12 protein-coding genes are annotated in these 14,454 nt (G+C 62.1%); 9 read left to right on the top strand and 3 right to left on the bottom strand.

What is annotated here, in order from left to right:
* Positions 1-50 precede the first annotated feature (50 nt).
* Both prpB and QWI20_RS03010 read right to left on the bottom strand, forming a co-directional pair.
* Complete coding sequence (gene prpB / locus QWI20_RS03005) at positions 51-941, bottom strand: methylisocitrate lyase (protein ID WP_172612643.1); 891 nt, start codon at positions 939-941, stop codon at positions 51-53.
* Positions 938-1,645 carry a GntR family transcriptional regulator gene (locus QWI20_RS03010; protein ID WP_369304105.1) on the bottom strand — a complete coding sequence of 236 codons (708 nt, stop codon included), beginning with the start codon at positions 1,643-1,645 and terminating at the stop codon, positions 938-940. The genes prpB and QWI20_RS03010 overlap by 4 nt, the downstream gene beginning before the upstream one ends.
* A gap of 296 nt (positions 1,646-1,941) precedes the next feature.
* Here QWI20_RS03010 and QWI20_RS03015 point away from each other — a divergent pair, with 296 nt between their 5' ends.
* The 9 genes from QWI20_RS03015 to QWI20_RS03055 all read left to right on the top strand — a co-directional run bounded on the left by QWI20_RS03015 (position 1,942) and on the right by QWI20_RS03055 (position 13,196).
* Positions 1,942-2,502 carry an ATP-dependent zinc protease gene (locus tag QWI20_RS03015; RefSeq protein WP_369304106.1) on the top strand — a complete coding sequence of 187 codons (561 nt, stop codon included), beginning with the start codon at positions 1,942-1,944 and terminating at the stop codon, positions 2,500-2,502.
* 4 nt (positions 2,503-2,506) lie between these two features.
* Positions 2,507-4,057 carry an inactive transglutaminase family protein gene (locus QWI20_RS03020; RefSeq protein WP_369304107.1) on the top strand — a complete coding sequence of 517 codons (1,551 nt, stop codon included), beginning with the start codon at positions 2,507-2,509 and terminating at the stop codon, positions 4,055-4,057.
* On the top strand, positions 4,057-5,025 hold the full coding sequence (locus QWI20_RS03025) for an alpha-L-glutamate ligase-like protein (RefSeq protein WP_369304287.1): 969 nt from the start codon (positions 4,057-4,059) through the stop codon (positions 5,023-5,025). Before QWI20_RS03020 ends, QWI20_RS03025 begins: the two co-directional genes overlap by 1 nt.
* A gap of 322 nt (positions 5,026-5,347) precedes the next feature.
* Positions 5,348-6,367 (top strand): FecCD family ABC transporter permease, encoded by a 1,020-nt coding sequence (locus QWI20_RS03030; protein ID WP_369304108.1) that lies wholly within the window; start codon positions 5,348-5,350, stop codon positions 6,365-6,367.
* The gene (locus QWI20_RS03035) at positions 6,364-7,128 is read left to right on the top strand and encodes an ABC transporter ATP-binding protein (protein ID WP_369304109.1); all 765 of its coding nucleotides are present in this window, start codon (positions 6,364-6,366) and stop codon (positions 7,126-7,128) included. Before QWI20_RS03030 ends, QWI20_RS03035 begins: the two co-directional genes overlap by 4 nt.
* A gap of 8 nt (positions 7,129-7,136) precedes the next feature.
* Positions 7,137-9,248, top strand: coding sequence for a TonB-dependent receptor (locus QWI20_RS03040; RefSeq protein ID WP_369304110.1), 2,112 nt, complete (start codon positions 7,137-7,139; stop codon positions 9,246-9,248).
* Between the two features lie 2 nt (positions 9,249-9,250).
* Positions 9,251-10,345, top strand: coding sequence for an ABC transporter substrate-binding protein (locus QWI20_RS03045; RefSeq protein WP_369304288.1), 1,095 nt, complete (start codon positions 9,251-9,253; stop codon positions 10,343-10,345).
* Positions 10,346-10,406: 61 nt separating this feature from the next.
* A complete protein-coding gene (gene pabB / locus QWI20_RS03050; protein WP_369304111.1) occupies positions 10,407-11,750 on the top strand; it encodes an aminodeoxychorismate synthase component I in 1,344 nt (447 codons plus the stop codon).
* A gap of 711 nt (positions 11,751-12,461) precedes the next feature.
* Positions 12,462-13,196, top strand: a complete 735-nt coding sequence (locus QWI20_RS03055; RefSeq protein WP_369304112.1) for a phosphoadenylyl-sulfate reductase — start codon at positions 12,462-12,464, stop codon at positions 13,194-13,196.
* Between the two features lie 139 nt (positions 13,197-13,335).
* Here QWI20_RS03055 and cysB read toward each other — a convergent pair whose 3' ends face one another.
* The gene (cysB, locus tag QWI20_RS03060; RefSeq protein ID WP_369304113.1) at positions 13,336-14,310 is read right to left on the bottom strand and encodes an HTH-type transcriptional regulator CysB; all 975 of its coding nucleotides are present in this window, start codon (positions 14,308-14,310) and stop codon (positions 13,336-13,338) included.
* Positions 14,311-14,454: the final 144 nt, after the last annotated feature.

Genomic DNA, 14,454 nt, shown 5'->3' on the forward strand with positions numbered 1-14,454 from the left:
GTCTCCAGTCTTGTAGTTGTGTGGGAATCGGCAATTCAGTTGCGGCTTTTCTACGATTTCTTCTGCGCAAACAGGGCATCGAGCTTCTGCTCGAACGCGTGATAGTCGATGCGCTCGTACAACTCCATGCGCGTTTGCATGGTGTCGATGACGTTCTTCTGCGTGCCGTCGCGACGAATCGCGGTGTAGACGTTTTCCGCTGCCTTGTTCATCGCGCGGAACGCCGACAGCGGGTACAGCACCAACGCCACTTCGGCGGACTTCAGCTCGTCGGTGGTGAACAGCGGCGTCGAGCCGAATTCGGTGATGTTGGCGAGGATCGGCGCTTTCACCCGGGAGGCAAACAGCTTGTACATCTCAAGCTCGGTGATCGCTTCAGGGAAAACCATGTCCGCGCCCGCTTCGATGCAGGCAGCGGCGCGGTCCAGAGCAGACTCCAGCCCTTCCACCGCCAGCGCATCGGTGCGCGCCATGATCACGAAACTGTCGTCGGTTCGCGCATCCACCGCCGCCTTGATCCGATCGACCATTTCCTGCTGCGAGACGATTTCCTTGCCGGGCCGGTGACCGCAGCGCTTGGCACCAACCTGGTCTTCGATGTGCATCGCCGCCGCGCCGAACTTGATCATCGACTTCACCGTGCGCGCCACGTTGAACGCCGAGGCACCGAAGCCGGTGTCGACGTCCACCAGCAGCGGCAGGTCGCAGACGTCGGTGATGCGGCGCACGTCGGTGAGCACATCGTCCAGACCGGTAATGCCGAGGTCCGGCACGCCGAGCGACCCCGCCGCAACACCGCCGCCGGACAGATAAATGGCCTTGAAGCCGGCCCGTTGCGCCAGCAGCGCGTGGTTGGCGTTGATCGTGCCGACCACTTGCAGCGGATGTTCACTGGCGACAGCGTCACGGAAGCGTTGGCCGGGAGTGGTTCTTGTGGTCATTGTTCACCTCGGGCAGTGGCAGCGTGGAAGTGCTGCTCAATGTTGCGTTTAGATGCGGCAATGTGGCGGCGCATCAACAGCTCGGCGAGCTCGCCGTCACGTTCGGCGATGGCATCGAGAATACGGTGGTGCTCGGCGAACGCCTGGCGCGGGCGGTTGGGCGTCGTCGAAAACTGAATGCGGTACATGCGCACCAGTTGGTACAGGTCATCGCAGAGCATCTGGGTCAGCGTGCTGTTGCGCGCGCCCTGGATGATCCGGTAATGAAAGTCGAAATCGCCTTCCTGCTGGTAATAGCCGACGCCGGCCTGAAAGGCGCTGTCGCATTCATGGGTTTCCAGAACCCGGCGCAGCTCGTCGACCTCTTCAACGGTCATGCGCTCGGCGGCCAGTCGACAGGCCATGCCTTCGAGGGATTCGCGGATTTCGTACAGCTCGACCAGCTCGGCATGGCTCAGGGAGACCACGCGAGCGCCGACGTGGGGCACGCGGACCAACAGGCGCTGGCCTTCGAGCCGGTGAATGGCCTCGCGCAACGGCCCTCGGCTGATGCCGTAAGTGCGCGCCAGTTCGGGCTCGGAGATCTTGCTGCCGGGGGCGATGTCGCCTTTGACGATAGCCGCCTGAATACGGCGGAACACGTTCTCGGACAGGGTCTCGGCATCCACGGGCGAGGCAGGCAGAATTTCTGCGGCATCCAACATTGTTGACACCTGCTGATTGAATGCCAGCAAATCTAGCGAAATAAGCCAGATTCGTCAAAGCAAAACAATTTATTGTCGACAATCTCCTCATAGCGACACTTTTTGACGAAATGTCCTACAGCTCGTATCCGCGCCGCCCTTCGCTGGTGCCGTAAAAGCTTCATGCTAGAATGCCGGCCGCCTCAGAACGCCCACGCGGGCAGCAGGCGGCTTTCGCAGGAGCGGCACCCTTGGTCAAACCAAAACCACTTTTCGACGTCAAAGCAGCTTCTTCACTTTTCATCGCGCCTGGACTTATGAGCCGCCACCCTCTTCTCTTCCTCTTATCCCTGTACCTGCCAGGCCTCTTTTTGCCCGGTTTTTTTCTCCCCAGCCTGGCCCTGGCCGCTGAAAAGACGGTGTATGGCCTGAACGAATATGCCGAGCTGGCCGACATCGACCTGCAGGTCGCGGCCAAGCTGGACACCGGCGCCAAAACCGCCTCCCTGAGCGCCCGCGACATCAAACGCTTCAAGCGCAATGGCGATTCCTGGGTGCGTTTTTACCTGGCCATCGACGACGCCCACGAGCACCCCATCGAACGCCCCCTGGCGCGGGTCAGCAAGATCAAGCGCCGCGCAGGTGACATCGACGCCGATGACGACAAGAAATACACCGCACGCCCGGTCATCAGCCTGGATGTCTGCATGGGCGGGGCGCTGCGCACCATAGAAGTGAACTTGACCGACCGCAGCGCATTCCAATACCCGCTTTTGATTGGCTCCGAAGCCCTCAAGCACTTCGATGCGCTGGTCGATCCAAGCCTGAAATACGCAGCGGGCAAGCCTGCCTGCGTCAATGCTCCAACCGCAGAGTAACGACATGCGCTCTCTTACCCTCCATCTGAAGATCCTGATCGCGACCCTCGTCACGCTGGGCATCTCGATCACGGCTTATCAGATATTGGTACTCGGCATTCCGGTGACCGAAGATGAAACCGACGACCTGTGGAACATCGACGCCAAGGTTGAGTTCGTCGCCAACCCCAAGGACACGGTTAAGGTGCAGATGTACGTGCCGCCGCTGTCCCGCGATTACATCAGCCTCAATGAAAGCTTCATCTCCAACAACTATGGCGTGAACGTCAACCGCGCCGACGGCAACCGCAAGGTCACCTGGTCCGCGCGCCGGGCCACCGGCAATCAGACGCTGTACTACCGACTGGTATTGACCAAGCGCTACAGCGGCGAGAAAGCCAAGATCAAAGGCCCGATCTTCCGCGACAGCATCGTCATCGAAGGGCCGGAAAAAATCGCCGCCGACGCCCTGCTTGCGCCCATCCGGCAGCACTCCGCCGATGTCGAAACCTTCGTCAGCGAAGCCATCAAGCGGGTCAACAATCTAAGCGACGACAACGTCAAACTGCTGCTGGCCGGCGATACGTCGGTGGCGAACAAGGCGCGCATCACCGAAACCCTTTTGTCCATCGCCCACGTGCCAGTGGAGAAAGCCCACACCATCCGCTTGGTCGCCGATCAGCCGCAGTCGCCGGAACTGTGGCTGCGCAGCTTCAATGGCAAGGACTGGCTGTATTTCAATCCGGAAACCGGTGAAGCGGGCCTGCCCCAGGACCGCCTGCTGTGGTGGATCGGCAATGACAACCTGATCTCCGTCGAGGGCGGCAAAAAGGCCACGGTCAATTTCAGCCTGAACAACAGCGAGATGAACGCGATTCGTCTGGCCAAGCTGACCGATGAAAGCACCGACGCCGACTTCCTCGAGTACTCGCTCTACAGCTTGCCGCTGCAAACCCAGCAAACCTTCATGATCATGGTGATGATCCCGATCGGCGTGCTGGTCATCCTGATCCTGCGCAACCTCGTGGGCCTGCAGACGCTGGGGACCTTCACCCCGGTGCTGATCGCGCTGGCGTTTCGCGAGACCCAGCTGGGCTTTGGCATCGTGTTGTTCACCATCATCACGGCGCTGGGCCTGTCCCTGCGCTCGTACCTGGAACACCTCAAGCTGCAAATGCTCCCCAGGCTGTCGGTGGTGCTGACCTTCGTGGTGGTGCTGATTGCTGCCATCAGCCTGTTCAGCCACAAGTTGGGCCTTGAGCGCGGGCTGTCGGTGGCGCTGTTCCCGATGGTGATTCTGACCATGACCATCGAACGCCTGTCGATCACCTGGGAAGAGCGCGGCGGTGGGCATGCCATGAAAGTCGCCATCGGCACGCTGTTCGCGGCCTCCCTGGCGCACATCATCATGAGCATTCCGGAGTTCATCTACTTCGTGTTCACCTTCCCGGCGATCCTGCTGATTCTGGTGGGCTTCATGTTGGCGATGGGGCGTTATCGCGGTTATCGGCTGACCGAGCTGATTCGCTTCAAGGCCTTCCTCAAGGAAGATGCCGAGCGGGAACACCATCAATGATCGGCTGGTGGAAAACCTGGAAGGCGCTGGAAGCCAAGGGGATCATGGGCATCAACCGGCGTAACGCCGACTACGTGCTCAAGTACAACAAGCGCAGCCTCTACCCCATCGTCGATGACAAGATCATCACCAAGGAGCGGGCCATCGCGGCGGGCATTCATGTGCCTGAATTGTACGGGATCATTTCCACCGAAAAGGAAATCGACAAGCTCGACACCATCATCGGCGGGCGCAGTGACTTTGTGATCAAGCCCGCCAAAGGCGCGGGTGGCGACGGCATTCTGGTCATCGCCGACCGTTTCGAAGAGCGCTTCCGCACGGTCTCCGGGCGCATCATCAGCCACGATGAAATCGAGCATCAGATATCCAGCATCCTCACCGGGCTGTATTCCCTGGGTGGCCACCGCGATCGCGCGCTGATCGAATACCGGGTCACGCCCGATCAGATTTTCAAGAGCATCAGTTACGAGGGCGTCCCGGACATCCGCGTGATCGTGCTGATGGGCTATCCGGTGATGGCCATGCTGCGGCTGCCCACCCGGCAGTCTGGCGGCAAGGCCAACCTGCACCAGGGCGCCATCGGTGTCGGCGTCGATCTGGCGACCGGCCTGACGCTGCGCGGCACCTGGCTGAACAACATCATCAGCAAGCACCCCGACACCACCAATGCGGTGGATGGCGTGCAACTGCCGAACTGGGACGGTTTCATGAAGCTCGCGGCTGAATGCTACGAGCTGTGCGGGCTGGGGTATATCGGCGTCGACATGGTGCTGGACCAGGATCGCGGGCCGTTGATTCTGGAGTTGAATGCCAGACCTGGGCTCAACATCCAGATCGCCAACGATTGCGGGCTGACTCACCGGACCGTGGCGGTGGAGAAGCGGCTGGAAGAGCTGGCGGCGGAAGGTGTTCAGGAAAGCCCGGAAGAGCGGGTCAGGTTTGCTCAGGGGTTGTTTGGGCACGTTTGAGCGTCTGTCTGTTGATCACGATGTTCAGTGTTCCTCTGACACATTGATGCCGCTCACACCGGCCCCTTCCCGGCTGAAGCCGGTCCCACTAAATACCGCGTGCTGTCAATGGGACCGGCTGAAACGCCGACTGTTGGCTGGACCTCGACTGTGGGACCGGCTTTAGCCGGGAAGACGTCAGGCGTCACACCGCAAACCCCGAGCCGAACTCCCCAGCCACAACCCCTGCTAAATGAAGATTCTCCCCCTGCGGCATCCCGTCCCTAGAGAACCCCCGTTTATCGCTGTATAGTTTTTTACATACCGAAACAATGAGTGACAGATGTCTTCTGCCAAGCTGTATTCCCCTCTGTTGCTCAGCCTGTTGGCATTGATCGTGACGGCCGCCTGCGCGCTGTTGCTGGGGCGTTATCACGTATCAATAAACGACCTCTGCTCGTTTGTCGCAACCATGCTGGGCATCAGCGACATGCCCGCCCGGCGCTACGACCTGCTGCACAGCCTGATCATCGAGGCGCGCCTGCCACGGGTCATCGCCGCGGTGCTGGTGGGCGCCGGGCTTTCTGTTTCGGGCGCGGCGTATCAGGGCGTGTTCCGCAATCCGCTGGTGTCGCCGGGTTTGCTCGGCGTGTTGAGCGGTTGTGCGTTCGGCGCTGCGCTGGGGATCATCTGGCATCTGCCGCCCTTGGCCATTGCGCTGGTGGCGTGCGTGACCGGGCTCATCGCCGTGGCGGTCGGTCTGGGCATCGCGCACATGTTCCAGACCCCCTCGATCCTCCTGTTGGTGCTCGGCGGCATTGTCGCGAACGCCCTCTTCACCTCGCTGCTGTCCATCGCCCAGTACATGGCCGATCCGCTGGACCAGTTGCCGAGCATCGTCTATTGGCTGCTCGGCAGCCTCAGTGCCGTGGACGTGCAGGCGCTGTGGATCATCGGCCCGATCCTCGCCATCGCCATCGTGCTGCTGTGCCTGACCGGCCGCGCCATCGACGCGCTTTCCCTGAGTGATGACGAGGCCCTGAGCCTGGGCGTGCCGGTCGAGCAGATTCGTGGCGGCCTGATTGTCCTCACCACGCTGATCTGCGCACTCACTGTGAGTCTGGCGGGGATGGTCGGCTGGATCGGTCTTTTGATTCCGCACTTGGCGCGGTTGCTGGCCGGCCCCGGCAATACGCGTCTGCTGCCCCTTAGCGCCTGCCTGGGCGGGATCTTCCTGCTGGCGGCCGACGGCGTCGCCCGAAGCGTGTCGGCGGGAGAAATCCCCCTCGGCATCATTACCGAGTTGTTCGGCGCGATCGCCTTTGTGCTGGTGCTGCATCGCGTGCGCAAGGGTTGGCTATGAAGCGCTTGCAGGCCCGCGGACTGACCTATCGGATCGGCGAGCGCTTGATCCTCGATAACGTCTCGCTGGACATTGCCGCCGGCGACAACATTGCCCTGCTGGGGGCCAACGGCGCCGGAAAAAGCACGTTGATGAGGCTGCTGCTGGGGTTGCTGACGCCGCACTCCGGCGAGGTGCTGATCGACGGCCAACCGATGCGCTCGATGAAGCGCCGCGCCGTGGCCCGGCAGATTGCCTACGTGCCGCAGAGCCACGTCCCGAGCTTTCCGTTCAGCGTCGCCCACATCGTCGGGCAGGGCCGATTGCCCACAGTGGGGCTGGGCCATGCACCGAGCCGCGACGACAAAACCTCTGTGCAGCATGCCCTGACCGACCTGGGCATCCTGCACTTGAGTGAACGGCCGTACACCGAACTGTCCGGCGGTGAGCGCCAGTTGGTGCTGATCGCCCGGGCCATGGTCCAGCGCGCCAACATCATCGTGCTCGACGAACCGGTCACCGGGCTCGATTACGGCCATCAGTTACGCCTGCTGGCCTTGCTCAAGCGCCTCGCTGCCCAAGGCATCAGCATTCTGTCCAGCACCCATCGCCCCGAACACGCCCTTGCGTCGGCCAATCGCGTGCTGGTGCTGCACGACGGCCGACTCATCGCCGACGGCTCCCCCCACGACGTCATCGACAGCGCGCTCATGGCGCGTCTTTACCAGGTCGCCGTCGAGCAGATCGACACCGGCGGCCACCGCTTTTTTATTCCTTGCTGAGTGATTTCATGATCCGATCCTTTTCCACGCGCCTGGCGTTCGCGCCGCTGTTGTTGGGCGGCTTCGCCCAGGTCAGTCTGGCGCAAGAAATGACCCTGGCGCCGCTGGACATCAGCGCCGAACAGTCGATTGCCGATCAGGCGCGGGAGAAGTCGGCGACCCTCGGCCCGATGGGTGAGCGCAGGCTGCTGGACACGCCCTACTCCATCAGCGTGCTGTCCTCCGACCTGATCGACAGCCAGCAGCTCAAGAGCTTCAAGGACATCATTCGCTACATGCCCTCGGTGCAGGCCGACGGCGCCCGGCCGCAAACCCGGGGCCTGCAGGGCAGCGTGGTGCAGAACAGCCGGCTGGATGGCCTCAACGTGGTGTCGACCACCGATTACCCGGCAGAACAACTGGGCGGGGTCGAAGTGCTGAGCGGCCTGTCGGGGTCGCTGTATGGCCCGGCGAATCCGGCCGGCACGTTCAACCTGCTGTCGAAACGCCCGACGGACTTCACCCGCAATCGGGTGACGGTCGGCGTAGGCACCGGGCTGACCTGGCTCAAGGCCGCTGACCTGAGCGGCCCGTTCGACCCGGACGGCAAGATCAAATACCGCCTGAACGTCGCCGACGAACAGGGCCAGAGTTATGCCCCCGGCAGCACCTTGCGCCGGCAGCTGGTGAGTCTCGCCACGGATGTCCAGATCAATGACGACAGCGTCATCGAAACCAACGTCAGCCACTACGACTACCTGTCCAAGGGACTGCCCGGCAAGTTCGCCGTCGCCTCGGGCGTGACGCTGCCCCACGCGCCGGACCCGACCCGTAGTAATCTCGGGCAAAATTATTCCGGCGACAACAACACCACGGACACCGCCAGCGCGCACTTCAAGCACGACTTCGACGGCAACTGGAAACTCGACGTCGGCGCACTGCGGCAGATCGCCGACCGAGAATCCACCGCGGTCACCAACACCCTGATCAACAACGCCGGCACCTATCGCAGCTCGGTGGCGAGCGCCACTGCCAGCCGTTTCACCATCAACAGCTACCTGGCCAACCTCAACGGCAGCGTCTACACCGCCGGTATTCGCCACGACCTGACCGTTGGCGTCACCGGCTTTGACTGGGACAACTACAACCCTGTAGCCGGCGGCACAAAAACCCTGGGCACCGCGTCCTTGAACAACCCGGTCGCCTTCGACGAGCCGGATTTTCCTGACTTCACAGACCGCTATCACTCGGCCAACGCCCGCCAGCGTTCGTTCGTGCTGGGCGACACCCTGACGTTCACACCGAAATGGAGCCTGATGCTCAGCGGCAGCCAGAGTCGCCTGACCGCCGACAACTATTCCCAGGCGGGGGTCCACACGTCATCACAAGACTCGGGCATCAGCACGGCGAGTAGCCTGATGTACAAGCCGGTGGACGACCTGACGCTGTACCTGACCTACGCCGACAGCCTGCAACAGGGCGACAGCGCGGCGGCCGGCAGCAGCAACGCCGGGGCGATCCTGTCGCCGTATCGCAGCCGGATGTGGGAGCTGGGCGGCAAATGGGTTGCGCGCGGGGTCAACCTGTCGCTGGCAGCATTTCAGATCAAGCGGCCGTTCGCCTACACCCAGCCGGATAACCTGTATGCGGTCGCGGGTGATCAGCGCAATCGCGGGGTGGAATTTCTCGCCGACGGCGACCTGACTCAGAATCTCAAGATGTTCGGCGGCATCACCTGGCTGGACCCGAAGCTGCTGTCCACCGGCAACGAAAACACCGAAGACACGCGCATCGTCGGGCTTTCACGGATGACGGCCAGTCTGCTGACCGAATACCGCATCGATCAGGTGCCGGGCCTCGCCGTCAACCTCAATGCCCGTTATGCCAGCGCCCGCCCCACCGACGATAGCAACGATCACTGGGTGGGCAGCTACACAACCTTCGACACCGGCGCCAGCTACACCACCCGGCTGATGAAGCGCGACACGGTCTACCGCCTCGAAGTCACCAACCTGGCCAACGAACGCTACTGGACCAACATCGTCCCCGGCGGGCTGAACGGCTACACCGGCGCCGGGCAAGCCAGCGCCACACCGGCCGCGCCGCGCACGGTGCAGGCGTCGATTCAGGTGGACCTGTGAAGATGCGGCAGTTCGGCATGCGCCATTTGCTGAGAGGCTTGTTGAGCGGTGTGCTGCTCGTCAGCCTGAGTGCCGGCGCCTTCGCTGGACCGCACAATGCCGGCCAGAAGAGTCAGGCCCCTCCGCTGAAACCCGGACAAGTGCAGGACGATAACGGCCAACGGGTCAGCATTCCCACCGAACCCGCGCGCATCGCTGACGCCTGGTATGCCCATCACGTGTTGCTGATGACGCTGGGGGCCGGCTCGCGCATTGTCGCGACGGTCAACCATCCTGAAAGCCAACCGTGGATGTTCAAGGTTCTCCCGGCACTCCACCAGGCCACGGCCATCGAAGGTACGGCGTTCAATGCCGAAACCTTGCTCGCCGAGCACGTCGATCTGGTGTTCACCGCCCTCGGCGACCGGCAGGCCATCGCCTATCGACAGCTCGGCCTGCCGGTCATGCAGATGGGCTACACGGACCTCGCCGGGCTGAAACGCTCGATGCTCAACACCGCCAGGGCCCTCGGCGGTGCGGAACCCACTGCGCGGGCCATTGCTTACAACGGGTTTCTGGATCAGCAGCTGGCAGCGGTCAATCACGTAGTCGCCGGTATCCCGACTGAGCAGCGGCCAAAAGTGCTGCACATCGCGTCAGTGAATCCGCTGAAAGTGGATGGCGCCGATACGTTGATCGACGACTGGATCAAGCTGGCCGGAGGCCGCAATGCCGCGACGGGACTCAAGGGCAATATGCAGATCGTGTCGGCTGAGCAGTTGCTGGCCTGGCAGCCGGATGTCGTCATTCTCGCAGCGAACGCAGGTCAGCTGGATCAGGCAGCGCAACCGCAGTTGCTGAACCAGCTTGATGCCGTGCGCAACGGGCGCGTCCTGCGCAACCCGGCCGGGGTTTTCCCGTGGGACCGTTACGGCACCGAAGTGGTGCTTCAGGTGGCGTGGGCCGCGCAGCAGTTGCATCCGGCGTTGTTCCCGAACGTCGACATGGCGGCACGGACGATGGACTTCTACCGGCGCTTTTTCGATTACCCGCTGACGCCGGAGGAGGCTCAACGAATTTTGCACGGCGAGCCGCCAGCGACTGCGCCTTCCCCCTAGGACTCGCCCTTGGGGAAGACTACAATCGCCGTCCTCGCGCACTGACTGATCCACGCCTCGCATGCCAACTTGCTCCGTACACCCGCTGCCCTATCACGCCGACCCCAGCGGCTACTTCGCCCGCGTGCGCCTTGCCCCGGGCGCCGTGCTGCTGGACAGCAGTCGCCCGAAGGCCGACCGTGGCCGCTTCGATCTGCTCAGCGCCTGGCCGCTGGAAACCCTGCAGCCGGTGGCAGACGAATCCGGGCCGGCCTTTCTTCAGCGCCTGCGTGAATCACTGGCCCGCCTCGGCGAAGCCGACCTGCCCGAACACTGCGCGCTGCCGTTCGCCGGTGGATTGATCGGCTATCTGGCGTATGACTTCGGCCGCCTGTTCGAACCCCTGCCCGATCAGGCCATCGATGACTTGCACCTGCCTTCCGCGCGGTTGGGGCTCTACGCCTGGGCGCTGATCAGCGATCACCACGAGCACACCAGCCAACTGGTGTTTCATCCTGCCCTTGATCACGTCGAACGCCAGCGCCTGATCGCGCTGTTCGAGCAACCGGCGGCGAAACGGGATGCATCGTTCAAGCTGACAGCACCCTTCGCGCCGGACATCGATGCCGAGCAGTACCGACAGGCCATCGTGAGGATTCACGCCTACATCCAGGCCGGTGACTGCTATCAGGTCAATTTCTCCCAGCGTTTTCGCGCGCAGTACCTCGGTGATCCGTGGGCAGCGTATCAGGCGCTGCGGGTCGCTTGCCCCACGCCGTTCGCCGGGTATCTGGCCCTGCCGGAGGGGGACGCAGTGTTGAGCCTGTCGCCGGAGCGGTTCGTGAAAGTCAGTCAGCGCCAGGTCGAGACCCGGCCTATAAAAGGGACGCGTCCGCGCGGGCGGGATGCCGATGAGGACGCCGCGTTCGCTCAGGAGCTGCTTTCGAGCGCGAAAGACCGCGCCGAGAACCTGATGATCGTCGACCTGCTGCGCAACGACCTGGGCCGGACCTGCCGCATCGGTTCGGTAAACGTGCCGGAGCTGTTCAGCCTGGAGAGCTATCCCAACGTGCATCACCTGGTCAGTGCCGTCACCGGCGAACTCGCCGACGGCAAGGACGCGCTGGACCTGATTGGCGGCAGTTTTCCGGGTGGCTCCATCACCGGCGCGCCGAAGATCCGCGCCATGCAGATCATCGACGAACTGGAACCCAGCCGTCGGGCGCTGTATTGCGGCTCGTTGATGTACCTGGACGTGCGCGGCAGCATGGACAGTTCCATCGCGATCCGCAGTTTGCTGGCAAAAGACGGCCAGATGGCGTGCTGGGGCGGAGGCGGCATCGTCGCTGATTCGCAGTGGGAGGCGGAATATCAGGAGACCTTCACCAAAGTGCGGGTGTTGATGCAGACGCTTGAGGGGTTGTGAGCGGCGTGGCGGGTGCGGATGGACCGACTCTCGATCGCGCAGACACCGCGCCGCGAGGCGGCGAACACGGTCCATGTGGGAGTGAGTTTGCTCACGAAGAGGTCGGTACATCCGCTAAATTTTTACCGGCAGGAATGCAGTCTTCGCGAGCAAGCTCGCTCCCACAGGATCGTGGGTCTCCTCAGGATTTCGGCCGGTTCGTTGGACCTGTAGGAGTGAGCTTGCTCACGAAGAGGCCAAACCAGCCAGCTACTTTCTCTGGGAAATGACAGTAAGCCTTCGCGAGCAAGCTCGCTCCCACAGGATCGTGGTTCGCCTCAGGATTTCGGCCGGTTCGTTGGACCTGTAGGAGTGAGCTTGCTCACGAAGAGGCCAGCCCAGCCAGCCGCTTTCTCTGGGAAATGACAGTAAGCATTCGCGAGCAAGCTCGCTCCCACAGGATCGTGGGTCGCCTCCGGATTTCGGCCGATTCGTTGGACCTGTAGGAGTGCGCTTGCTCACGAAGACTGCATTCCGGTCACTGGAAATCTAGCGGATGTACTGACCTCTTCGTGAGCAAGGTGGAGCGCCACCCCGGTCACTCCCACAGGTTTGCCGCCCGCCAAAGCACCCGTATCCTCACCGCTTTCAACCAAACGGCCCGACGTTTTTTGTTACCATCTGCGCCATTACGAGCGCCTAAGCGCCAGCCCTGATCAGGAAGCCGCCCAGATGAACCACCCTTTCGACGTTGATGACATCGCCACCACCTTCGCCCACAAATCCCCGTCCGACATCCTCAAATTCGCCTTTCAGCACTTCGGCGACGACCTGTGGATTTCCTTCAGTGGCGCGGAGGACGTGGTGCTGGTGGACATGGCCTGGAAGATCAACAAGAACGTCAAGGTGTTCAGCCTGGACACCGGCCGGCTGCACCCGGAGACCTATCGCTTCATCGATCAGGTCCGTGAGCAGTACAAAATCGACATCGACATCGTCAGCCCGGACCGCGAAAAGCTCGAGCCGATGGTCAAGGAAAAGGGCTTGTTCAGCTTTTACCGCGACGGCCATGGCGAGTGCTGCGGGATCCGCAAGATCGAGCCGTTGCGCCGCAAGCTGTCCGGCGTTACCTCTTGGGCCACCGGTCAGCGTCGCGACCAGAGCCCGAGCACGCGCAACAACGTCGCCGTGGTGGAAATCGACAGCGCGTTCTCGACCCCAGAGCGCAGGTTGTACAAATTCAACCCGCTGGCCCAGATGAGCAGCGCCGACGTGTGGAACTACATCCGCATGCTTGAACTGCCCTTCAACACCCTGCACGAGCGCGGCTTCATCAGCATCGGCTGCGAACCCTGCACGCGCCCTGTCCTGCCGAATCAGCACGAACGCGAAGGCCGCTGGTGGTGGGAAGAAGCGACGCAGAAGGAATGCGGGCTGCATGCCGGGAATATGATCGCGAAGTCCTGAGCGCAGATCGCAACGCTGTAGGAGTGAGCTTGCTCGCGATGACGGTCTGGCAGACGCCGTTCAGCGCCTGAATTGACGCATCGCGAGCAAGCTCACTCCTACAGGTCAAGCGCAAGGCGTGACCCGCAGGTCGGGCCTGTTAATGCTCCGGCAGCTCAACGCCGGCAAACAGCTCTTCCAGTTCCTGCTTGTTGTGGCACTGAATGGCTTTGGCCATGACGTCGCGGGTCAGGTGCGGGGCGAATTTCTCGATGAAGTCGCACATGAAGCCGCGCAGAAAGGTGCCACGGCGGAAGCCTATCTTGGTCACGCTGGCTTCGAACAGTTCGCTGGCGTCGAGCACCACCAGATCGCTGTCCAGCTTCGGGTCGACGGCCATTTTCGCGACGATACCAACGCCCAGTCCCAGTCGCACGTAGGTCTTGATGACGTCAGCGTCGGCGGCAGTGAACACCACTTTCGGCGTCAGGCCACGGTGGCTGAATGCTTCGTCGAGTTTGGAACGTCCGGTGAAACCGAACACGTACGTCACGATGGGGTATTCCGCGAGAATCTCCAGGGTCAGCTTCGACACCTTGGTCAGCGGGTGGCCCTGGGGCACGACCACGCAGCGGTTCCAGGTGTAGCACGGCATCATCACCAGATCGCCGAACAGTTCCAGCGCTTCGGTGGCGATAGCGAAATCGACCGTGCCGTCGGCGGCCATTTCGGCGATCTGCATCGGTGAGCCCTGATGCATGTGCAGCGCCACATCCGGGTACTGCTTGATGAAATTGCTGATCACCGGCGGCAGCGCATAACGCGCCTGGGTGTGGGTGGTGGCGATGGACAGCGTCCCCTTTTTCTCGTTGGAGAATTCCTGGGCGATCTGCTTGATGCTCTCGACCTTGCGCAGGATCTCGCCGGCGGTGGTGATAATGCGCTCGCCTGCCGGGGTGACGCGGGTCAGGTGCTTGCCGCTGCGGGCGAAGACTTCGACGCCCAGCTCGTCTTCCAGCAGTCGGATCTGCTTGCTGATGCCAGGCTGCGAGGTGTAGAGGCTTTGCGCGGTCGCTGAAACGTTGAGGTCGTGGTGCGCCACTTCCCAGATGTAGCGCAGTTGTTGAAGCTTCATATGTATCCCTCAAAGCCGGAAGACGCCACGGGCATCAGCGACGGTATATAACTGGATTATTGGTCAGGAAGGCAACGCTAGAACTTTTTATCACTTTTATCCGGTAATGGCACGCAGCTTTTAACGCCCTTGGCACATTCCCGG

Origin of the sequence: Pseudomonas sp. W2-17, from assembly GCF_041060445.1 — a bacterium.
Classification (GTDB): Bacteria; Pseudomonadota; Gammaproteobacteria; order Pseudomonadales; family Pseudomonadaceae; genus Aquipseudomonas.

Excerpts from the sequence above, each read along its gene's own strand:
- prpB (WP_172612643.1), bottom strand. The coding sequence starts at position 941 with ATGACCACAAGAACCACTCCCGGCCAACGCTTCCGTGACGCTGTCGCC.
- cysB (WP_369304113.1), bottom strand. The coding sequence starts at position 14,310 with ATGAAGCTTCAACAACTGCGCTACATCTGGGAAGTGGCGCACCACGAC.
- QWI20_RS03020 (WP_369304107.1), top strand. The coding sequence starts at position 2,507 with ATGCGCTCTCTTACCCTCCATCTGAAGATCCTGATCGCGACCCTCGTC.
- QWI20_RS03055 (WP_369304112.1), top strand. The coding sequence starts at position 12,462 with ATGAACCACCCTTTCGACGTTGATGACATCGCCACCACCTTCGCCCAC.
- QWI20_RS03015 (WP_369304106.1), top strand. The coding sequence starts at position 1,942 with ATGAGCCGCCACCCTCTTCTCTTCCTCTTATCCCTGTACCTGCCAGGC.
- QWI20_RS03040 (WP_369304110.1), top strand. The coding sequence starts at position 7,137 with ATGATCCGATCCTTTTCCACGCGCCTGGCGTTCGCGCCGCTGTTGTTG.
- QWI20_RS03030 (WP_369304108.1), top strand. The coding sequence starts at position 5,348 with ATGTCTTCTGCCAAGCTGTATTCCCCTCTGTTGCTCAGCCTGTTGGCA.
- QWI20_RS03010 (WP_369304105.1), bottom strand. The coding sequence starts at position 1,645 with ATGTTGGATGCCGCAGAAATTCTGCCTGCCTCGCCCGTGGATGCCGAG.
- QWI20_RS03045 (WP_369304288.1), top strand. The coding sequence starts at position 9,251 with ATGCGGCAGTTCGGCATGCGCCATTTGCTGAGAGGCTTGTTGAGCGGT.
- QWI20_RS03035 (WP_369304109.1), top strand. The coding sequence starts at position 6,364 with ATGAAGCGCTTGCAGGCCCGCGGACTGACCTATCGGATCGGCGAGCGC.
- pabB (WP_369304111.1), top strand. The coding sequence starts at position 10,407 with ATGCCAACTTGCTCCGTACACCCGCTGCCCTATCACGCCGACCCCAGC.